The organism is Anaerolineales bacterium, assembly GCA_030583885.1.
In the GTDB taxonomy this organism is placed as follows: domain Bacteria; phylum Chloroflexota; class Anaerolineae; order Anaerolineales; family Villigracilaceae; genus Villigracilis.
The window spans coordinates 48,714-68,433 of record CP129480.1 but is presented as its reverse complement, the minus strand read 5'-3'; the positions used below and the strand labels follow the sequence as shown (position 1 = coordinate 68,433).

Annotated in this window: 21 protein-coding genes and 1 tRNA gene; 7 read left to right on the top strand and 15 right to left on the bottom strand. The window is 52.9% G+C overall.

The genetic code is table 11. The features are described from left to right. Nucleotides 1-18: 18 nt before the first annotated feature. The 3 genes from groL (at nt 19) to QY332_00400 (ending at nt 3,450) form a co-directional block, all read left to right on the top strand. Complete coding sequence (gene groL, locus QY332_00410) at nt 19-1,680, top strand: chaperonin GroEL (GenBank protein ID WKZ36383.1); 1,662 nt, start codon at nt 19-21, stop codon at nt 1,678-1,680. 75 nt (nt 1,681-1,755) lie between these two features. After that, nucleotides 1,756-2,643, top strand: coding sequence for a SurA N-terminal domain-containing protein (locus QY332_00405; GenBank protein WKZ36382.1), 888 nt, complete (start codon nt 1,756-1,758; stop codon nt 2,641-2,643). 72 nt (nt 2,644-2,715) lie between these two features. Beyond that, nucleotides 2,716-3,450: a hypothetical protein gene (locus QY332_00400; GenBank protein WKZ36381.1), complete on the top strand. Its 735-nt coding sequence runs from the start codon at nt 2,716-2,718 to the stop codon at nt 3,448-3,450. 42 nt (nt 3,451-3,492) lie between these two features. On the opposite strand, the gene QY332_00395 is transcribed toward QY332_00400, so the two are convergent. Then, on the bottom strand, nt 3,493-4,413 hold the full coding sequence (locus QY332_00395) for a branched-chain amino acid transaminase (protein WKZ36380.1): 921 nt from the start codon (nt 4,411-4,413) through the stop codon (nt 3,493-3,495). Nucleotides 4,414-4,603: 190 nt separating this feature from the next. Between QY332_00395 and QY332_00390 the strand changes: the two genes are divergently transcribed. From QY332_00390 to QY332_00380, 3 genes are read left to right on the top strand one after another with little or no spacing between them, the layout of a single operon-like run. Continuing rightward, complete coding sequence (locus QY332_00390; GenBank protein ID WKZ36379.1) at nt 4,604-5,155, top strand: DUF2087 domain-containing protein; 552 nt, start codon at nt 4,604-4,606, stop codon at nt 5,153-5,155. Further along, on the top strand, nt 5,152-5,709 hold the full coding sequence (locus QY332_00385; GenBank protein ID WKZ36378.1) for a metalloregulator ArsR/SmtB family transcription factor: 558 nt from the start codon (nt 5,152-5,154) through the stop codon (nt 5,707-5,709). Before QY332_00390 ends, QY332_00385 begins: the two co-directional genes overlap by 4 nt. Then, nucleotides 5,706-6,476: a GNAT family N-acetyltransferase gene (locus QY332_00380; protein ID WKZ36377.1), complete on the top strand. Its 771-nt coding sequence runs from the start codon at nt 5,706-5,708 to the stop codon at nt 6,474-6,476. Before QY332_00385 ends, QY332_00380 begins: the two co-directional genes overlap by 4 nt. 31 nt (nt 6,477-6,507) lie before the next feature. On the opposite strand, the gene QY332_00375 is transcribed toward QY332_00380, so the two are convergent. The 8 genes from QY332_00375 to trxA form a co-directional block, all read right to left on the bottom strand. After that, nucleotides 6,508-7,725, bottom strand: coding sequence for a DUF711 family protein (locus QY332_00375; GenBank protein WKZ36376.1), 1,218 nt, complete (start codon nt 7,723-7,725; stop codon nt 6,508-6,510). An 18-nt stretch (nt 7,726-7,743) separates the two neighbouring features. Next, the gene (locus QY332_00370; GenBank protein ID WKZ36375.1) at nt 7,744-8,526 is read right to left on the bottom strand and encodes an RNA methyltransferase; all 783 of its coding nucleotides are present in this window, start codon (nt 8,524-8,526) and stop codon (nt 7,744-7,746) included. A gap of 34 nt (nt 8,527-8,560) precedes the next feature. Continuing rightward, the gene (locus tag QY332_00365) at nt 8,561-9,148 is read right to left on the bottom strand and encodes a macro domain-containing protein (GenBank protein ID WKZ36374.1); all 588 of its coding nucleotides are present in this window, start codon (nt 9,146-9,148) and stop codon (nt 8,561-8,563) included. A gap of 58 nt (nt 9,149-9,206) precedes the next feature. Further along, entirely contained in the window at nt 9,207-9,548 is a 342-nt protein-coding gene (gene rplT / locus QY332_00360) for a 50S ribosomal protein L20 (GenBank protein WKZ36373.1), read from the bottom strand. A gap of 96 nt (nt 9,549-9,644) precedes the next feature. After that, entirely contained in the window at nt 9,645-9,878 is a 234-nt protein-coding gene (locus QY332_00355; protein WKZ36372.1) for a bL35 family ribosomal protein, read from the bottom strand. A 102-nt stretch (nt 9,879-9,980) separates the two neighbouring features. Continuing rightward, nucleotides 9,981-10,553, bottom strand: coding sequence for a translation initiation factor IF-3 (infC, locus tag QY332_00350; protein WKZ38481.1), 573 nt, complete (start codon nt 10,551-10,553; stop codon nt 9,981-9,983). A gap of 102 nt (nt 10,554-10,655) precedes the next feature. Beyond that, nucleotides 10,656-13,190: an alpha/beta fold hydrolase gene (locus tag QY332_00345; GenBank protein WKZ36371.1), complete on the bottom strand. Its 2,535-nt coding sequence runs from the start codon at nt 13,188-13,190 to the stop codon at nt 10,656-10,658. 62 nt (nt 13,191-13,252) lie between these two features. Continuing rightward, nucleotides 13,253-13,576 (bottom strand): thioredoxin, encoded by a 324-nt coding sequence (trxA, locus tag QY332_00340; protein WKZ36370.1) that lies wholly within the window; start codon nt 13,574-13,576, stop codon nt 13,253-13,255. Nucleotides 13,577-13,757: 181 nt separating this feature from the next. Here trxA and QY332_00335 point away from each other — a divergent pair. Beyond that, a tRNA-Lys gene (locus QY332_00335) sits at nt 13,758-13,829 on the top strand. 102 nt (nt 13,830-13,931) lie between these two features. On the opposite strand, the gene QY332_00330 is transcribed toward QY332_00335, so the two are convergent. From QY332_00330 to QY332_00305, 6 genes are all read right to left on the bottom strand, one after another. Next, nucleotides 13,932-14,936 carry a HEAT repeat domain-containing protein gene (locus QY332_00330; GenBank protein ID WKZ36369.1) on the bottom strand — a complete coding sequence of 335 codons (1,005 nt, stop codon included), beginning with the start codon at nt 14,934-14,936 and terminating at the stop codon, nt 13,932-13,934. Nucleotides 14,937-14,938: 2 nt separating this feature from the next. After that, the gene (locus QY332_00325) at nt 14,939-16,060 is read right to left on the bottom strand and encodes a M50 family metallopeptidase (protein WKZ36368.1); all 1,122 of its coding nucleotides are present in this window, start codon (nt 16,058-16,060) and stop codon (nt 14,939-14,941) included. A 169-nt stretch (nt 16,061-16,229) separates the two neighbouring features. Next, entirely contained in the window at nt 16,230-17,207 is a 978-nt protein-coding gene (gene mvaD, locus QY332_00320; GenBank protein WKZ36367.1) for a diphosphomevalonate decarboxylase, read from the bottom strand. Then, entirely contained in the window at nt 17,111-18,766 is a 1,656-nt protein-coding gene (locus QY332_00315; protein ID WKZ36366.1) for a recombinase family protein, read from the bottom strand. Before QY332_00315 ends, mvaD begins: the two co-directional genes overlap by 97 nt. 64 nt (nt 18,767-18,830) lie before the next feature. Further along, on the bottom strand, nt 18,831-19,070 hold the full coding sequence (locus tag QY332_00310; protein WKZ36365.1) for a hypothetical protein: 240 nt from the start codon (nt 19,068-19,070) through the stop codon (nt 18,831-18,833). A 272-nt stretch (nt 19,071-19,342) separates the two neighbouring features. After that, a complete protein-coding gene (locus tag QY332_00305) occupies nt 19,343-19,552 on the bottom strand; it encodes a hypothetical protein (GenBank protein ID WKZ36364.1) in 210 nt (69 codons plus the stop codon). Between the last annotated feature and the right edge of the window lie 168 nt (nt 19,553-19,720).

Genomic DNA, 19,720 nt, shown 5'->3' with positions numbered 1-19,720 from the left:
AAAAATAGGAAGTGAATTATGGCTGCTAAACAACTTGTATTTTCAGAAGAAGCCCGCCGCAAGCTTAAGAACGGCATGACTGTTGTTGCGAACGCTGTTTCCGCAACCCTCGGTCCAAAGGGACGCAATGTGGCAATTGACCGAAAATTCGGCTCGCCCACCATCACGCATGACGGCGTTTCCGTTGCGAAGGAAATCGAGCTCGAAGACCCGTTTGAGAACATGGGCGCGCAGCTCTTGAAGGAAGCCGCCCAGAAGACCAATGACATTGCCGGTGACGGCACCACCACATCCACTGTTCTGGCGTATGCCATCGTTACCGAAGGCCTGAAGGCTCTTGAAGCCGGTTACAACCCAATGCTGCTCAAGCGCGGTATTGAACTCGCTACCGAGACCATTGTGACCGAGCTCAAGAAGAATTCCGTAAAAATTGATACCAAGGAAGAAATTGCCTCGGTTGCGACCAACTCAGCGGCAGATGCTGAAATTGGCGATTTGATTGCGCGCGTCATGGACAAGGTCGGCAAGGACGGCGTCATCACCGTTGAAGAGTCCAAAACCATGCAGTTCGAGGAAGACTACGTCGAAGGCATGCAATTCGACCGCGGGTATCTCTCCCCCTACTTCATCACCAGTGCCGAGCAGATGGAAGCCCAGATCAGCGACGCGTATGTGCTGATCTATGACAAGAAGATCTCCGCCGCGCAGGACATCGTTCCCTTGCTCGAGAAGCTCGTCCAGCTCGGCAAGCGCGAACTTGTCATCATCGCCGAGGATGTGGACGGCGAAGCCCTCGCCACGCTCATTTTGAACAAGATCCGCGGCATGTTGAACGTGCTGGCCATCAAAGCCCCCGGCTTTGGCGACCGCCGCAAAGCCATGTTGCAGGATATTGCTGTACTCACTGGTGGAGAGGTCATCTCCGAAGAGACCGGTCGCAAGCTTGAATCCGCCACGGTGCAGGATCTGGGCCGCGCCGAAAAGGTCGTCTCTGACAAGGAGAACACCACCATTATCGGCGGCAAAGGCAAGAAGGGTAATATCGAGGGCCGCATCAAGGAGATCCGCATCGAGATCGACAAGAGCACCAGCGATTACGACAAGGAAAAACTTCAGGAACGTCTCGCGAAGCTCAGCGGCGGGGTTGCCATCATCCGCGTAGGCGCTGCGACCGAAACCGAAATGAAGGAAAAGAAACACCGCGTGGAAGACGCCCTTTCCGCCGCGCGCGCCGCAGTGGAGGAAGGTATCGTCCCGGGTGGCGAGATCTCCCTCATCAATGCCGCCGCCAAACTCGACAAACTTGCCAAAGCTCACGCGGATGACGAGAACGAAGAGATCAAGGTCGGCATCAATATCGTCAAGAAGGCACTCGAGGCCCCGATCCGCAAGCTTGCTTCAAATGCCGGCGAAGATGGCTCGGTCATCATTGACACCGTCCGCCGCACGGCCGCCGAGAAGAAAAACGCGAACATCGGCTTCAACGTCCTGACCGGCGAATATACCGACATGATCAAGGCCGGCGTGATTGACCCCGTCAAGGTTGTGCGCGGCGCGCTCGAAAACGCCGCATCCATTGCCGCGATGATCCTCACCACCGACGTGCTGATCACCGACATGCCTGAGAAGGAAAAGGCCCCTGCGATGCCTCCTGGCGGCATGGGCGGCATGGATTACTAAATCGCCCTCCCCCCTCTGCCCCTCTCCCATTTTGGGAGAGGGGTTTTTGTTATGTTTTAATTTATAATTCAAGCGATGCTTTCAAAACCCCGTTTTTCGACTCAATTGATTCTGGTCCTCATTTTGGGATTAAGTGCCTGCGCCTCCTTAATGGACCCCGGCACGCCCACCCCCGATTGGCCGACTTCCACGCCCGAACCTCCCACCGCCACGCCGCCGCCTTCGGCTGCGACGGTTAATGGAGAGTACATCACCATCACGGAGTTTCAGGCGGAGCTCGAACGTTACAAAACCGCGCAAGCCGCACTTGGCAATACCGTCTCTGAAGAAGATGCGGACAAGACTGTGCTGGAGGATATGATCGCGCAGATCCTGCTGTCGCAAGCCGCAAGGGAGGCGAATTTCAATCTGACAGAATCGACTCTCCAGTCCAGGATCGAGGCGCTCGCATCTGAACTCGGTGGTGTGGATGCGCTTTTCCAGTGGCAGGCCGCTCATGGCTATGACGAGGCGTCCTTCCGCGCCGCGCTGAAGCGTTCCATTGAATCCGCATGGATGCGTGACAAAATCATTGCGGATGTGCCGGGCGCTGTTGAGCAAATCCATGTACGCCAGATTTTGACCTATAATGAGGCAAACGCGCAGGCGGCCCTCGAGCAGTTGAACGCCGGCGCGGACTTCGACGAACTGGCGGTGTTATACGATCCGGTTACACGCGGCGAGTTGGGATGGGTCCCACGCGGTTATTTACTGGATGTCCGTGCAAACGAGTCAGTCTTTGGCCTGCAAGTCGGCGAATATAGCGGCGTCATCGCAACGGAGGCAGGCTTTCATATTTTCAAGGCGCTGGAACGCGGCGAGCATCCGCTCTCTCCCGATGCCCTGTTGACCATGCAGGAACTGGCTTTAAAAAACTGGCTTGCGGAAAGACGTGCAAAGAGCAATATTGTTTTCGCCCCATGAAAAATACGGCAGCCCCGTCGCATGGACTGGTATTGCCACCCATGCGAAACGAATTATTTTTGGAGTACCATAATGAGTAATTACGACTATGAAGATTCTTCCGTGGGCAGTGCGCAGGGTTCGCGGCTTGACCTGTGGGATATCTTAAGCATCCTCACATTGATCGTTACGCTTTGTATCGGTTTGTATTTTGTCGCGATCTACCTGATGCCAAACTCGATGATTAATCCCCTTCCACCTGTTCAGCAAGCCAGCCTTAACTTGCAGCCCACGCCGACGATCACCCCCATTCAATTGCAGCCAACCTGGACGATTACCCCATTGGATGTAACCGAGACGCCAACCCTTTTGCCGACGTTTACACTGGAGCCTTCGCCCACGATTGTCTCATTGGTGACTCCATCCATCACTCCCACTCCAACCAGGACACCGAAAGCGCCGTTCTCTGCAACGATTACCTATATCGACAGCACGATCATCCATCCGGAACTGGGTTGTAACTGGCAGGGTGTGGGCGGGACCATTGTGGACGCAAATAATGCGGATATGCTTGGGATCACCGTCCGCCTGACAGGTTTCTATAACAGCAAGACGAAAAGCGAATTGACCGTCAGTAGTATTGCCCCGGCCTATGGGAGATCCGGTTTTGAGTTTTTACTGGGAACGGTCCCCATTTCATCGGATGGATTGTTGTCCATTCAGATTCTCGACCAGGCAGGGTTGCCGTTATCGGATCCCATCTCCCTCAACACATACAACGATTGCTCGAAAAATCTGGCGCTGGTGAGGTTTAAGAAGAATCCATAGGATACAACGAAAAATCCGCCGCTAAATAAGCGGCGGATTTTTTTATTTCACTTCCAGGTTCCAGTGCAGATAATCCGGGTGTTTTGCACGCACAATGGTATCGAACATTGTCCGTAATTTTGTTGTGATCGGTCCCATCGTTCCGATTCCAACAGGGCGGTGGTCGATCCTTGTCACCGCCACAAGCTGCGCGGCAGTTCCCGTCATGAACATCTCCTCCGCGATGAAAACCTCCGTGCGGTCAATCGAGCGTTCTACAACTTCGAGTCCAAGTTCCCTGCGGGCGATCTCGATGATCGAACGGCGCGTGATGCCTTCGAGAATATTATCCGTCACCGGCGGGGTGATCAGCACGCCGCCGCGTACCATGAAAATATTCATCGCCGAGCCTTCAGAAACATGTCCGTTCTGATCCAGCACAAGCGCTTCATCAAAACCAGCGCGGTTTGCATCGGTCTTGATCAGCGCGGAATTTGCATATGCGCCCGCCACCTTGCCTCGCGCAGGAATGACGTTGTCATCGATGCGCCGCCACGATGAGACGGTCAGGTGTGCATCGGTATCGTTCTTGACGTACGGCTCGTATGCCATCACGAACATGCAGAACTCATCCTTCAGGTCATGCAGGCGTACGCCGATGCCCAGGTCCGATTTGTAAATGGTGGGACGCAGGTATACATCCTGCCGCCAGTTGTCTGCGCGCAGAACATCCAGCGTGAGCTGGGTCAAACTCTCCTCGTCGTATCGAATGTTCATCGCCATCATGCGCCCGGAATTAAGCAGGCGGCGGAAATGGTCGTAGGGACGAAAAACGAAGAGATGTTTCTTCTCTTCGTTCCAGTATGCCCGCATCCCGCCGAAAACGGCGGTTCCATATAAAAAACCATGCGTGGCGATGTTGATCTTTGCCTCACCCAGGGGGACGATTTTCCCCTCAAAGAAAGCGTGTTTCGTGAGATCCACTGACACCTCCAAAGTTGAATTGCGTTCTCGAAGTGAAATTATAACTCATACAACCCCGCCGATATTTGGAGGCTTCGCCTCATTCCCTGCCCGCCCCTGTCTCTGGCCTCAAAGATTCCCTTGACAAAGTGTGGATTCGCTTCTAAAATCTAATTCGATAGTTATCTAAATAAATCTATGGAAGTGAATTATGAACGAGATGCTTGATTATGTGAAAGCCGTGACCGACCCGCAGCGCCTGCGGATCATCGGCCTGCTCTCCCAGGCATCCGCCAGCCGCAAGGAGATCGCTGAGCGTTTGCAACTCTCGGTAAAAGACTCCCTGACCCATTTGGGTCTCCTTGAGTTTGTAGGAGCCATCACCCAAACGGACGGTGTGTACACCCTTAACAAAGACAAACTTGCCGTCCTTGCAAAGGAGAAACTGGCGGAAGTACGTCCTTCTTATGTTCCCCCTGCCCATTTGGATCAAAAATCCAAAAAAGTATTGAAGGCCCACCTCAACGCCGACGGAAGCATCAAACAAGTGCCGCTTCAACCCGCCAAACTGCGCGTGATTCTGGACTACCTGATTCCATTCTTTGAGTTCGGTAAAAGCTATACGGAAAAGGAAGTCAACACCCTTTTGCGGCGCTTCAATGAGGACACAGCCGGTCTGCGCTGTGACCTGGTGGATGCAGGCCTCCTGGCCCGGGAAAGTGATGGTTCGCGTTACCGGCGGGTAAACGAAGGTGAAACATGAACGATGAGCTTGTGACCTTCTTCAAAGCCCTCTCTGATGCGAACCGTCTTAAGATCATTGGCTTGCTTGCCCAGCAGCCGTACAGCGTGGAGGAACTCGCCGAATTGCTGAACCTGAAAGCCTCCACGGTGTCACATCATTTATCAAAACTTGCCAAAGTCGGTCTGGTCAGCGCCAAAGCGGACAGCTACTACAACATCTATCAACTGGATGAAAAGGCGTTGGAGGCAAAATCACGCGGTATTTTTTCACAGGAGAGTCTTGCCGCCTCTGTCGCAGACGTGGATGCCGGTGCCTACGACAACAAAATCATTAAAGATTACGCCCGCAAGGACGGCGGCCTGAAAACCATCCCTGCCCAGCGCAAAAAACTGGAAGCCATCCTGAGATACGTGGTGAAAGCCTTTGAAATCAACAAACGATATAGCGAGAAGAAGGTTAACGAGATATTAAGTCGTTACCATGAAGATACCGCATCCCTGCGGCGCGAACTGGTCGGTTTCGGCTTGATGATGCGCGAAGGCGGCGGTGGGGAATACTGGAGGGAAGAATGATCACAGAATACCCCTTAACAAAAACGAATCGTATTCGGCTGGCACAAGCCTTCCGAAATGTCCATCGTGTGGACGTTTCCATCGAGTGCATACTCGAAGATCAAATGGGCCTGGCATATGTGGATGATGTTGAACATCCATCCGCTTATATGATCAAGATCGGTCCCTTTCATTATTTTGCCGGAGATACGAGCATAGCTGGCGCGAAGGAGATGATGAAGAATTTCCAGCCTTATAACCTGTTCATGTCCGCATCGGCAGGCTGGGCGGAGGCGTTCAAGGAGTTGTACACAGAACGCTTTGTAGCGATCGAACGGTACGGTTTTTCATCGGAAGGGTTATCTGTCGAATATTTGCAAAAATTAGGTGAGGTTTCCAGGTTTGCACAGAACGTTAAACGGATGGATGCTGCCCTGCTGATGCAAATAAGGGGACAAGACCATTTTATCGACATCTCCGATTTTGAATCCCCCGATGATTTTTCTGAACGCGGCATTGGCTTTTACGCTGATGTAAATGGAGAAATTATCGGTGCAGCGTATTCTTCACTGGTTTGCAGCACAGGGATCGAGATCAGTCTGTTTGTCGAAGACAAGTATCGGCGTCAGGGGGTTGCAACGGTGCTTTCTGCCAATCTCGTCCGCTGGTGCCTGGAGAACAATATGGATGCCCATTGGGATGCGGCAAATCCAGAATCTTGTAAGTTGGCAGAGAAACTGGGATATGTTCCGCTGGGAACGTATCAGGCATATTATCTGAAACCTTGAGCAGTGATTGGGTGTACAAAACTGCCCGGATCTATGGTCTGGGCAGTTTTGTATTTAATGCGATAGTCTGATCCCCACCCAGGGGGTAACTCAACGGACTTGAATCCAACTTCATCACCCTGCTGTTCGCGAAGAATGCGAAATCGAATTCAGTGGAATCTCCTGCCCGTTTACTGGGTACAGGCATCAGCCGCGCGGTGAGCGGTTTGTCCAAACGCAAGGCAAGAGCGCACAGGTCGAGCAGAAGCGGAGCGAGCTCGTCCGCACTCGTATCGCCGGGCAATGGGACAGTATCCAGGCCAGTCCCGCACACCGCTGAATACAAGAGCGCATCCTTCACCGTGAGCGTTCCCTCTGCGGCGCGTTTTGCCAAAATCGAATCTTCGAGAATAGGCTGCATAAAACCGTTGAAACCGATGTGCGGAAAATCCGCGCGTTCGATGGCTTCGGTGAGGATCGCCGCCGCCGCAAGCGAGCCATGCAAACCGACCTTCGGCACGCCCATCTTTTCGACCGCGTTGCCGAGCGAATGCACATCGTCGGGGAAGGGCGCGAGTGAAAAATCAATGCCAAGGAAATGCGTGCTCGATAATTCGCTGTTCGATATGCGAGCGATGGCTTGACCGTGTTTCGTGATCTCTGCGATGAGTGCGCTTCGACCTTCGTCCAAACTTGCCCTCCCCGCAAAAGCATCCACCGCCACGTCAGCGGACTCCACCGCAATCGCGAACGCAGGTTCGTCGTCATCGTGATACGCCGCAGGAAAGAACGGCGCGCCCGCGCGGACGTTCGCCAGCGCGGCAAAGCGCAAGTTTGCAAAGCCATTCGGATCGAGCGGCGCGCATTTGACGATGGCATCCGCGCACGCCTTCACCGCCGCCATGTGGATTTTGTTCCCGTTCGTCATCGCCCCGCCGAAGAAAATATCCTCGCTCCCCGCAATCGCTTCGGGAATCGCTTCAAAACTTTTTGGGAATTCAGGCAATGCAGGTCCAAGCGAAGCATAGGAAATACCAACTTCTTTTATCGCTTTTGCAAATTGATTCGCAAACTTTGGCAACCCATCCATTCCTTTTTCGCCGAGTAACCTCGGAAATGGAACTGTCGCCAACCGCACCGTCTGCACTTCATAGCCCGCCGCCTCATACGCGGATTTCGCCTTGGATAAAAACACCCCTGCCTGATTCAAGACCTTCTCATCCAGCGGAGATTTGGGATTGCAAAAGTAGGTAATGGAACGAATTTTCATCTTTTCCTTCGCTAACCGCTAACCGCTAACCGCTAACCGCTGCCTCACCACCTCAAACATCAACACCGACCCCGCCACACCCGCATTCAGTGACTCCACCTCGCCAGACATCGGAATGCTGATTTTTCCATCCGCCAACTCCCGCGCGAACTTACTCGCCCCGTCGGCTTCACTTCCGATAATCAATGCCACGGGCTGACGTAAGTCCGTTTCCCAGCACGAAACGCCATCCATATCCGCGATCAAAACCTTCAAACCTTCAGACCTTAAAACGTTGCTTATTTCTTCCCAACTCATCGCATGGACCGGCAGCTTGAAATGCGCACCCATCCCGGAGCGGATGGCTTTCGGTGCGAACGTATCCGTGGTCCCAGGCGGGGTCAGGACGGCCTGTACGCCCGTCGCCGCTGCAGAACGCAGCAAAGTACCTAAATTGCCCGGATCGCGGAACTGGTCGGGGACGAGGATGAAAGTGGGAGATCCAGGAACGGGCAAATCCGTAAATTCGACCACCGCCAGCGCGCCTTGCGGAGCATCTGTCTCGCTGATGGATTTCATCACGCTCGGTGAAACCTCTTCAACCTCCACGCCTTTTGACCTGAGACCTTCGACCTGTGACTTGCCTCGCTCATTTAGCGAATCATCAAACAAAGCAAAGCGGATTTTCCAACTGCTCTTCACTGCCTCTTCAAACAGGCGCACGCCTTCCACGACGAACGCGCCCGCCTCGCGGCGTTCTTTTGACCGTCCAAGCAGGGCCCGGACGAGTTTCACTTTTGGGTTTTGGTTGGATGTGATCATGGAATAGGGTTAATGGAGGATGGTTAATGGGGCTTTACGATCGATGAACCATCCTCCATGTTTCAAGAAATATATCAAGGGTGGCTTGGTCATACAACACGATACGAACAAGCTTTATTCCCGAATTTTTGCCTTCTGAAAAACAACTTTCAATTGCGTCAAAAATAATCCCCGCTGCGCGGTCTTTGGGAAAGCCGAAGATGCCCGTCGAGATCGCGGGCATGGAAATGGACTTGCATTTCAATTCATCCGCCACGCACAGGGAGCCGGTTACAGCAGCTGATAAATTTTTATCCTCATTGCCGCCTGTGCCTGCAGCGTGGGTCTCGCCCCAGACCGGCCCCACAGCGTGGATAATGTATTTCGCAGGCAGGAGCCCGCCCGAAGTCCAGGCCGGATGCGAGTGGGAGACAGGCCCATGTTTGCGAATCCACTCGTCGCTTTCCTGTTGAACCGTCGCTCCACCCTTTTGGGAAATTGCCCATGCCACGCCGCCGCCATGCTGCAGGTGGTCATTTGCGGCATTGACGATGGCATCCACTTCATCAAGGGTGATATCGCCCTGCACGATCTGCAGGGTTTGACCCGACGCGAATTTCTTTTCAGCTAGAACGGTGTTCATGCGGGTATTTTACCCCCGTTAAAGTTGTAGGTCACGCTTCAAGCGTGACCTACTGATTTTACCTGGTTTTTGCCACAACCGCGGCGAATGCCTGCGGATTGCGGACTGCAATGTCTGCGAGCATCTTTCGATTGAGTTCGATGTTCGCCTTCTTGAGCGCAGACACCAGCTTGCTGTATGTCGTGCCGTTCAAGCGGGCCGCGGCGTTGATGCGGGCGATCCACAACTTGCGCAGATCGCGCTTTCGCACGCGGCGGTCACGGGTGGCGTACCACAGGCTCTTGAGCATGGCTTCGTTCGCTCGTCTGAACAAAAGATGCTTCGAGCCGCGCTGGCCCTTCGTGATCTTCAAAATTTTCTTGTGACGTAGATGTCCTTGCGGACCACCTTTTACGCGCATGTTTCTTTACCTCCTGCAAACCCGCGGGCGTCGGCATGTTCATGCCAGTTGCGTACACCCGAAAGCCGCAAATAAGAATAACAGTGAACTGGAAGACTATCCTTCCATGTTGGGAGCAAGGCGCTTGATGCGTTTGATGTACTTGCGGCCCTTTACAGGAACCATCTCGCTCAATAACGCCTTCGTGCGGTCGGACGTGCGGCGGCGCAAATGGCTTTTGCCGCCTTTCGTGCGCACAAGTGTGCCGGAGCCGGTCAGGCGAAATCGTTTGGATGTCGCTTTATGGGTCTTCAGCTTGATTTTTCCAGACTTCTTTGCTTTGCGAGGCATTGCTGGTTTTCTCCTTTCAGTTAAAAATAACCGCGGGATATTTCAGCCCGCGGACGATCAACATCTTTGGGGACTTGTACCCATACGGGCATCACACAACTCTCAGGCTTCCGCTTCGTTCTTCGCCTCAGCCTGTTCGGTTTTCTCTTTCTTTTTTGCCCCGCCCTTGGCAGGGACAAGCACCACGAGCATGGTGCGGCCTTCCATTTGCGGCGGGACTTCAATGGTCGCAATATCGGAAAGGTCCTGGGCGATCTCTTTCAGGTCTTCCAGTGCGATTTCTGGATAATCCATCTCGCGTCCGCGGAACTTGACAGTCACTCGCACCTTATGACCCTGTCCCAGCCAGCGGCGGGCATCATCCACTTTGAAACCGCGATGCGCTTCATTCGTCTTCGGGCGCAGGCGGATCTCCTTGATCTCGATCTTGGTCTGGGCTTTCTTCGCCTCACGTTCCTTCTTTGCCTTTTCGTAGATGAACTTGCCAAAGTCCATCACACGGCAAACAGGCGGAGTTGCTCCGGGCGAGACCTCAACCAGGTCCATCTCGGCATCGCGGGCGATTTGCAGCGCCTGACGGATCGGCACAACACCGGCGTTTTCGCCATCCGCACCAATCAGTCGAACCTCCGCGACGCGGATGCCCTCATTTACTCGAAATTCGTTAGCGCTTATGTGTTTCTCCTCTTGTTATAGACAAAACAAACCCAGCTTTTGGCTGGTTTTTAGCGGGCGAATAATACCATGAAGGCGGGTGAGTCGTCAATCAATTGGCCCTTATTTTGCAGAATCCACCATGGGAAGGAAGACGGTGCGGTATAGGGCATCATGTTCATCCGGGTGGCTGAACATGATGATGACCAGGGAGGTGCTACCGACCTCCACCGCCGCCACGTCCACTGGGCGCCCGTTGGATGCGGCGTAATACAACTTCCAAGTTAACCCGTTCGCCTGCCGTATGCCTGCCTCGACCGGCGCACCGTCCAGACCGCGATAGCCGTATGCGCTGGAGGAAAAATAATCCTTCAATTCCTGTACCGTAATGAACATGCGGAAAGCGCCCACCTGTGTAATATCGAAGGGGGAGGTATACCGCACGAAAAACCCGTTGTCGTAAATCCATTCATCCGGCACATTTAATGTCACACCAAACGTTTGGCGCCTTTTCAATTCAATGGCAGGCTCGCCCGTATAAGGGACATGAAATTTTACGCCTGATTTTCTATTCAAACAGGTTCGATCCGGCTCACGGATCGGGTTTTTCAAGAAATCCAGAGCCACCTGCATGACGCACCCGCTTGAATCGGCGCTGGTCGGCACATGTCCCAAATCGGGGAATTCGAAATAAAAGCTGTTCGATAGTTTCCCGGCCACCTGTTTTCCAAAGGATGGCGGCGTGGCCGGATCATAGGCACCTTCGATCACCAGGCTGGGGATATCGCTACTGACCGCGTCCTGCTCGCCCAGGTCCGGCCCAACAGCCCCCCAGGATTTACAGGCTTTGACCATCTCGCCAAAGTTTCCATAAAACGGACGCCAAATGGGATGGTTGACGTCAATTTGTTCCGAGGCCAGCCGAAGATCATCCTCCGAAGTGCCGAGGACGTGCTCGCGGCACATCATGGAGATATACAAACCATGGTTGATGCCGTCAAATGCATAGGGTAGGGAGTACTGTGCGGCGATCAACGTCGAATAGTCCTGTGCTTTCACGCGGTAGATAGTCTGGGGGGCTGTATCGATCAGATAGGATACTTTTGTCAGACCGAGCACGACGGACATCAGATAGTAGCCGTCCATCGTCTCGGTGACCGTACCAATTGGGTACGCCGAGGTTGTCAGGGTAACAGGGTTCGCGTCCAGTTCCCTTACCAGGTCCCAGAAGACATTTTCAAGATCCGGATAGGCGCGGCTGCAATTTGGATCTGCGGCACAGGATTGAAACAGCCTGGACAGGGTGTAGTCAATTGAGTTTGGATATTCCCTGATCAAACTGGTTTCAACCGGTACGACCGAATCAAGAATGGCTGAACGCACGATCTCAGGATGGTTCCGCATGGTCACGAGGGCAAGACGCGTTCCATACGAGGCCCCATACAGATTAACTTTTTGATACCCGAGCAGATTGACAATATCTCTCAGGTCTGCCGCGCTTTCCACCGTGGAGTAGGCGTTGAGGTTTGTGCCCTTTGACCGCAACAGCCCGCTGCAGGAAAGGAAGGCATTTTGGTAGACCATCTCTCTTGTGCCCAGCTCGATTTTCCCGTAAATATCCTGGCGGAAAACATTCTCCAATTCATCACACTTGAGTGCGGGTTCTGACAATCCTGTGCCGCGCTGGTCGAAGGTAATAAAATCGCGCTCGGAAAGAAAAGGCGTCACCATATAGGGATACACCTGCGCGCTGAATTCAATTGCGGCTGCACCCGGTCCACCCTGTAAAAATACAACGGGATCGGGGGCGGGGGTTTTGCTCGTGCTATGGAATATCACGACCGCCAGCCGAATCGTGCGGGATGGGTCGCCTGAACGGGTTTCTGGTACAGTGACATACCCGCAGGTCACTCTTGCCCGGCTGGGAGTCTCAAATTGACACGGGCTTTCCTCGTAGAGGGGCGTGTAAACAACTGTGGGCAGCGGGCTGGGAAGTTGGGTTGGTGGTAATACGGTGTTGGTTGCAGTGATTGCAGGCGGAAATGTGGGGGGATTTTGATTTTGCGGCGCTGGTGGTGGTGAAAGCGGTTGTCCGAATGAACCGTGGAGCATGATGAAGGCGATGGCGGATGCAGCGATGAGAACTACCGTGCTTGTAATGATGGAGGCAACAAGTACCCTGTTACTCCTTTTCTTTTTTACCGGGGACAATTGTTTGTTTGCGTTTTCTTGCGGCAATGGCGCGGGTACAGGCAGGGAGTCTGTTGCGGGACTTTCCTTCACACCCTGTTCCATATGGCCCGAAACAAATGGCGGGACAGATTGCGATGATTGATCAGAACCGGTGGAGGATTGAGTCGCCGGCTCAACCTGTGTTGGTTGCGGAGTTCGCGGCGGGGGAGGAACAGGCTCGGATTTGGAAATGGAAAGAAGTGAAATTTGTTTTTTTGCGTCAAGGTTGCCCGGGTTGATGGCTACCACCTGTTTAAAGCAATATTCACGCTGGTCAACCGACGCCAGGCACATGCCCAACAGATACCAGCCCCTCTCTGAGCGGGGATGTTTCCTGACAAGTTGCGCGAGAATGGAGGAGGCATGCTTTCGATTGCCGGCTTTGATGGCTGAAATGCCCGCCTGAAGAAGCTCTTGTTCTGACACAGAGTTGTCCTTAAAGATAATGGAGCCGAAATTTATTTCGGCTCCATTATACAACGGGGGTATTACACGTGCGGGGTGACTTTGGCTTCCAGTTTGTCCTTCGGCTGAAACCCCGTCATGCGTTCCTTGATCTCACCACCTTTGAAGAGCATCAGGGTAGGGATGCCCATCACGCCGTACTGCATCATGATGTTTGGGTTCTGGTCTGCGTCCAGTTTGACAACCTTGACCCTGCCCTCCCATTCACCGGCGAGTTGCTGGACAATCGGCGAGATCATTTTGCACGGCTGGCACCAGTCCGCGGTGAAATCGACAAGGACGGGCAATTCAGAGCCGATCACCTCGTCCTGAAAATCTGTTTCGGTTACATATTTAACATCTGTCATTTTTGCCTCCAGCCAGATAGATGTGGTGTTGACGTTCTTTATTACGTTGACGCCGGAATTTTGACGTGATAGAATGCAATCCGCTTCACCGCTTGTTGCGTAAATCGCCGGGGTTTTGGACAGAAAAATAAGTAGATAACGTGATTCTGTTTTGGTTATTTATGCGGCACCGGGCAGGAATGGGCGCGTAGCTCAATGGCAGAGCAGCGGCCTTTTAAGCCGTTTGTTGAGGGTTCGATCCCCTCCGCGCTCACTGAAAATCCTCTGTTGTAGGAGGATTTTTTGTTGTGCGTATCCACAAGGGGATGATATTCGCTCCCCTTCGCGAAGCACCCTGCGGGCTGCGCTCACTGATTTAGTCGTCTTCCTCATCATCCAATTCATCAAGTTCATTCAGGTCTTCCAGGTCGTCCTCATTCAATGACAGAAGGTCGAATTTATCCAGTTCCTCATTGAAGTCCAGGTTTTCGAGGGCATCTTCAAGAAAGGCCAGCAGATCCTCATCTTCGGTATTTTCGATCAAACTGACCAGATAGATGCGTGCATCATCACCGCCGATCTGCGAGAGCGACCAGACCGCCGCAGAGATGACATCATCGTCCTCCTCCTCGTCTTCAAGCATTTTTAGCATGATGGGACCTGCCGCTTCAATGCCGAGTTCGCCTGCGGCTTCGGCGGCGGCAAAACGGATGCGCGGATCATCGTCCAGCAGCTTGCTGACCACATCATCATCCCAGCGGTTGTCGTGGGAGCGTCCCATGGCGCGCAGGGCGCTGGCGATCCAGGTTGGGTCGGCGCGCTCGAAAGCGGATACGATAATGTTGTTCATTTCGTCCCGCGAGGAGTAGCCGAGGGATTCAAGCGCGCGTTTCCGCAGGGAGGGGTTTTCCTCCTTGCGGATGACGGACATCAGGGTGTCTTCCACCTTGCGCTGATGTTCCTCGTCCAATTCCTCCAATTCACCGAGCAGGACAAATTCGCCCAGCAGGCGCGCGGCCTCCATTCGCGGGGCGAAGTCTGCATCGTTGATGAAGATATTGATCAATATGTCAATAAGTTTCAGGTCGTTCGATTCGGCGAGCAGTCCAATGGCGCGGGCGCGGACCTCTCCATCTGCATCATCCAACAATGCCCTGCCGATCTCTTCGTAGGAGACGAGGGTGTCTGAGTCGAGGTGGTTCAAAAGAGCGTTGAGCAGGAGCAGTTTTCGGTTCGGCTTGACACTGGGCCATACATCCATAAAAAGCTGCAGCGATTTCGGATCCAGGTCGGAGTAGTATTGCAGATGGTTGTACGGGATGTCCTTTTTGGAATCCAGCAGGTGATCGAGAACGGATTGAAGGGAAAGGGTTTCAGCCATGGTTAAGGAAGGGGGATTTGAGCGGGGTTGATAAAATCCATTACGTTGACAAAGAGCATGAGGCTGATCAGCAGGAGCATGGCAACGCCATTGACCATATTCTCCCATTCATGCGGGATGCGTTTGCGAAAGAGAATTTCAGGAAGGGTGAAGAGGATGCGTCCGCCGTCGAGCGCAGGGATGGGGAAGAGATTGAGCACGCCAAGGGAGATGCTCAGTATACCAACCAGGTTGAGCGTCCAGTTTGTGGGTCTGGTGGATGCACTGGCGGCACCCGCTGTTCCGGCAGCGGGAACTTCCTGGCGGCTGGAAACATCCTCCTCCACAGCCATGTCGAACAGGTCAAAGATGCCTTTGAAGCCGATGAAACGCGCGTCCTCGGGCGCAATGGCGCCGCGAATGAGTGCGATGGGAATGTACACGATGGTGGCGGCTTGAATACCGGTGACCATGAATCCGCCGGAGATGCTTTCCGCGAAGGTGGCCGGGCGGGTCGGGTAGGTCAATCCGACGCCAAGTGCGCCCTCGCTTCTGTTTCTGCTGGAAAGCGGCGTGGCCGTGAGAGTGATCTGTTCGCCGTTCCGTTCGATCAATAGCTCGACGGGCTTGTCAAGGTTTTGCTGAATGAGCGCGACGGCTGGAGCGGTTTCGGTGACTCGTTCGCCATTAATGGCAAGCAGGATGTCGCCGGATTGAATGTTTGCCTCTTGTGCGGGGGAATTCGGGGCAATCGAATCGATCTTGATCGAGCCGGGGAGGGGCACACCTTCGGAAGCGATCAGAAATGAAAATACAACCACAGCCGTGGCAAGGTTCATTAAAGGACCCGCGAACAAAACAACGAGGCGTTTCCACGGGTTAGCGGATGCGAGTCCGCCGGGCACATTGGGGTCGTTCTCGCCTTTGGGGCGAATGAAGCCACCGAGCGGCAATGCGTGAATCGTGAATTCCGTCCCCTGCCATTTGAAAAGCGTGGCCAATTTATAGGATGGCAGACCAAACCCAAACTCCTCCACTTCGATCTTTGCCCAGCGCGCGGCAATGAAATGTCCCAACTCATGCACAAATATCATCCCGCCCAGCGCGAGCAAAAAGATGATCAACGTTACAAAACCAGATACCATTTTTTTTCCTTAATCTAATTTGATTGACGCTGCGGATTATATCTTCAAATGGATTTGGCAGAGTTAAAGATTTATTAGATAAATTCCCCCGCTTCATTCCCCGCCGATAGCATCCCCTTTGGGGACGGTTGTTTCTGTTTCGAGGAGCATTTTCCACCCATGAAAGGGACTACACCACCTTCGCCGCTCCACCGACTCCCGCAACCAGCACATCGCTTACGCCGGACAGTTCCCGCAAACGTTTCTCAACTTCCTTGGCGTATTCTCCCAAACACAATACGTGGACATTCGCGCCTGCATCCACCGTATAGCCGGCGGGGAGTCCGCTCGCGCGCCACTCGCGTACGTGATGGAAGATCTCCACTGTGGCAGCCTGCCAGTACATCAGCGGAGGATTGGATGTCATCATCACGGCATGCATCACGTCCGAGTCGTGTTCGATGATGTTCGCAAACGCTTCGAAATCCTTTTTGAGAATCGCGTTGCGGCATAAGTCAAGCCGGCGCGGCGCATCTGCCACGCGCGCATTTTGCAATGGACTCGTCCCTGCAATGGCGTGTCCCTCGGTGGAGCCGGTCTTTTTGTGCGCGGAACTGACGATGGCAACACAATCCACCAGATTCCAATGGTCAGCCGGCGCGATGGAGAAGGCGTAAGAATCTTCTCCGTCTGTTCCCATCTGCCATTCGACGAATCCCGCAGGAATGGAACGAGATGCAGAACCCGATCCGCGCCGCGCAAGGACGGAGAGTTCGGGTTCGCTCAGGTTCAGTCCTGCTGCCTTGCTCGCGGACAATGCCAGCGCCGCAAATGCCGCCGCCGAAGAGGCGATCCCCGCCCCTGAGGGGAAATTGTTCTCGCTCATCACCTCGGCATTCATTTTGATTCCTGCTTTCTCCCGTACCAGATCGAGAATGTACGAGACCCGCTCCAGACCCTTCCCGATCACCGAATGCCCGTTGATTATCAATTCATCAAAGGGGAGCGACGGCTGGAAGCTGACCGTGGTGCGGGTGAAGAGTCCATCCAGGTTCATTGAAATAGAACCATTTACGGGGAGACGCAGGGCGTTGTCACGATTCCCCCAATATTTGATGAAGGCGATGTTGGCAAAAGCGACAGCCGTTGCTGTGGGGTTACTAGACATTTGACGTAAATGACCCTTTCATTATCTTCAATCGCTAGTGTACCACGAACATCTAGCATCTCCAGCACCTGCCGTTTTTGTTCGAACGTTGCAGTATCCAACACATCTTTGATCGTCTCACAAAACAATCTTATGTCTTCCACTTGGGCATCAGACAAAACCAATTGTTCAAGAAACGAGGCAATTTCCGCCTGTTCCTTTCGGAGATTCCCTATATTTTCTTCAAGTCTCGCACGTCTTTCTGAAAGCATATCACGTTCAAAATCTCCTGACAGGTACAGGTCCAGCAACTTATTTAATTGCTTTTCATTCTCAGCTATATGACCTTCTATCAACTCCAACCGGGCTGTCAAAGCCTGATTGCTCCTGCCTTGTTCCTCCTGTCGATCCTGTAAACCGGCAACAATGTATTCCGGATGCTGAATGATGTTGACAAGCCATGCCCATACCGCATCATCAACATCCCTTCCACGAAACATGGGCATATCACATCTCTTGATAGGCCGTCTTTCTGTTGCTTTGCAGTAGTAATAGGTATTCTTCTTTCTTGCACGACCCTGATAAGTAAAGCCGCACTTGGCACACCTTAATCTTCTCGCTAAAAGATATTCATGCTTTAAGTGTCGATCTGCCTGTGCAAGATTGAATTTCATTCGCGCCTGCGCCAAATTGAAAGTCTCCTTATCAATGATTACAGGTACAGGGACGCCCACCCATTCATCCCGTGAACGAGGTACCTGTTTGCCAAATCCACATTTTGGCCTGGCAGGTCTTACCCGTCCATCATCGATTACCTTCGTCTTGCCATAATGCCAGGTGCCAGTATACGTCTCGTTTTTCAAGATGTGCCTTATCATTTCAGGCGCCCACGACCCAGGCTCATATTTCTTGTAGATGTGTCCATGTTTATCGCCCCGGGTGATGACCCTCATTTCGGTCAATTTTTTGGCAATGGCATTCATGGACATCGGACCACTATCGCCATCTCCTCTCAAATACCAATTGAAAACATTGACAACAATCTGCGCCTCCTCTTCATCCACTTCAAGCCAGGACTTGTGCGGCTCAGTAATTGTTTTATATCCGTAAGGTGGACGTGACCCGACAATCACAAACCCACTTTGCGCCTTGCCACGTTTTCCCCGCTTGCTTCGTTCCAGAATCTTTGCCTTTTCATATTCAGCAATACTGGCACGAATCTGTTTTTGGAGCCGGCCTTCATCGCTATTGTCATATTGACCAATCACATATTCAACCGTGACTCCCAGTCGCAGGAACTCCTCCTCGATCAGCGCCTGATAAACGCTTTTTCGGGCAAGGCGATCAATGTCGTACACGATAATGACATCAATGGGTTCCTGGGCAGCAAAATCCCGCAAGGCATTAAGTTGAGGGCGATCAATGGTTGCACCGCTGTAATCCTCGGAGAATGTCATTAAAAGGACATAACCGCAATCGGCGGCATATTGCTTGCAGGCATCGACCTGGGTGTTTAAACTGTAGCCCTTGGTCTGTTCATCCGTACTGACTCTGGCGTAAATAACCGAACGCTTATTCATGAATGGTTTCCTTGTTGGCATTTGTCAAAATGCCAGCCGGGCCGGTCCGGCTGGCAGCAGTCAATCAATTCTGGACAGGGGATTTGAGGAAATCCTTCATCTCGTGAAACAGTTCGGGACCCAGCACTTGGATCTGCTCATCAATTCCAAGACCTACGCCATTGATCAGGTCGGCAAGCAACATTCCCATGTTGCCTTCAACCTCGATCAGACTGGAAATTCCGGCAGCATCCTGCCATTCCTGACGGATGCGCGTGAGCGTGCCTACCAGTTGAAATCGTTGTGTGGAAGGGGGTTGAAACATGTGATTCTCCTTTTGGGGTTGGGCGACCTGTATTCCCCGGCTGGAATACAAATCGCCCTGATGGAATCCCACCAGGGCGAATCAAAGGGGCTGTATAATAAAACCAGCCCTCCCTCCGCTCTAGCCGGTGGGTTGGGTGAGGGTCGTATTGGTGCTACGAACACCAGTACGACCCGTTATTCTGGCTGTGAATTTCATTGCCAGCAATGAAATTATAGCACAGGTTTTACGGTTGACAAGTCCCCGTCATCAATCACGTTATGGCTATGTTGTTATGCCTTATTTCGTTTGGGTTTACGACCGCGCTTCTCTCCGTGCTGATCCCTGCTCTTCAGGAATTCCTGCAGGGATTTGCGGCTGACCTGCCAGGATTGCCCCCACTTGCGACCTGTGATCTTTTTGGCGCGCACCAATTTGCGGATGTAATCCAATTCATATCCACTGATCTGCACGGCCTCATATGTTGTCAGCCAATCTTCCATAGATGTTCGCGTCTCCAAACGATATTATAACGTTGTGAACGGGGAATTTGGAACTGGTGTCCCGGATGTAAATGTTCTGAAGCGGGGTATAGCATCCAGGACTACGGTTACTCTACGGAATAAAGTCCGAGAATTGTATGACTTCACAATATGAACGAATAAGAGGAG

Coding starts and splice junctions, on each gene's coding strand:
- groL (WKZ36383.1), top strand. CDS start 19: ATGGCTGCTAAACAACTTGTATTTTCAGAAGAAGCCCGCCGCAAGCTT.
- QY332_00405 (WKZ36382.1), top strand. CDS start 1,756: ATGCTTTCAAAACCCCGTTTTTCGACTCAATTGATTCTGGTCCTCATT.
- QY332_00400 (WKZ36381.1), top strand. CDS start 2,716: ATGAGTAATTACGACTATGAAGATTCTTCCGTGGGCAGTGCGCAGGGT.
- QY332_00390 (WKZ36379.1), top strand. CDS start 4,604: ATGAACGAGATGCTTGATTATGTGAAAGCCGTGACCGACCCGCAGCGC.
- QY332_00385 (WKZ36378.1), top strand. CDS start 5,152: ATGAACGATGAGCTTGTGACCTTCTTCAAAGCCCTCTCTGATGCGAAC.
- QY332_00380 (WKZ36377.1), top strand. CDS start 5,706: ATGATCACAGAATACCCCTTAACAAAAACGAATCGTATTCGGCTGGCA.
- QY332_00375 (WKZ36376.1), bottom strand. CDS start 7,725: ATGAAAATTCGTTCCATTACCTACTTTTGCAATCCCAAATCTCCGCTG.
- QY332_00370 (WKZ36375.1), bottom strand. CDS start 8,526: ATGATCACATCCAACCAAAACCCAAAAGTGAAACTCGTCCGGGCCCTG.
- QY332_00365 (WKZ36374.1), bottom strand. CDS start 9,148: ATGAACACCGTTCTAGCTGAAAAGAAATTCGCGTCGGGTCAAACCCTG.
- rplT (WKZ36373.1), bottom strand. CDS start 9,548: ATGCGCGTAAAAGGTGGTCCGCAAGGACATCTACGTCACAAGAAAATT.
- QY332_00355 (WKZ36372.1), bottom strand. CDS start 9,878: ATGCCTCGCAAAGCAAAGAAGTCTGGAAAAATCAAGCTGAAGACCCAT.
- trxA (WKZ36370.1), bottom strand. CDS start 13,576: ATGACAGATGTTAAATATGTAACCGAAACAGATTTTCAGGACGAGGTG.
- QY332_00330 (WKZ36369.1), bottom strand. CDS start 14,936: ATGGCTGAAACCCTTTCCCTTCAATCCGTTCTCGATCACCTGCTGGAT.
- QY332_00325 (WKZ36368.1), bottom strand. CDS start 16,060: ATGGTATCTGGTTTTGTAACGTTGATCATCTTTTTGCTCGCGCTGGGC.
- mvaD (WKZ36367.1), bottom strand. CDS start 17,207: ATGTCTAGTAACCCCACAGCAACGGCTGTCGCTTTTGCCAACATCGCC.
- QY332_00315 (WKZ36366.1), bottom strand. CDS start 18,766: ATGAATAAGCGTTCGGTTATTTACGCCAGAGTCAGTACGGATGAACAG.
- QY332_00310 (WKZ36365.1), bottom strand. CDS start 19,070: ATGTTTCAACCCCCTTCCACACAACGATTTCAACTGGTAGGCACGCTC.
- QY332_00305 (WKZ36364.1), bottom strand. CDS start 19,552: ATGGAAGATTGGCTGACAACATATGAGGCCGTGCAGATCAGTGGATAT.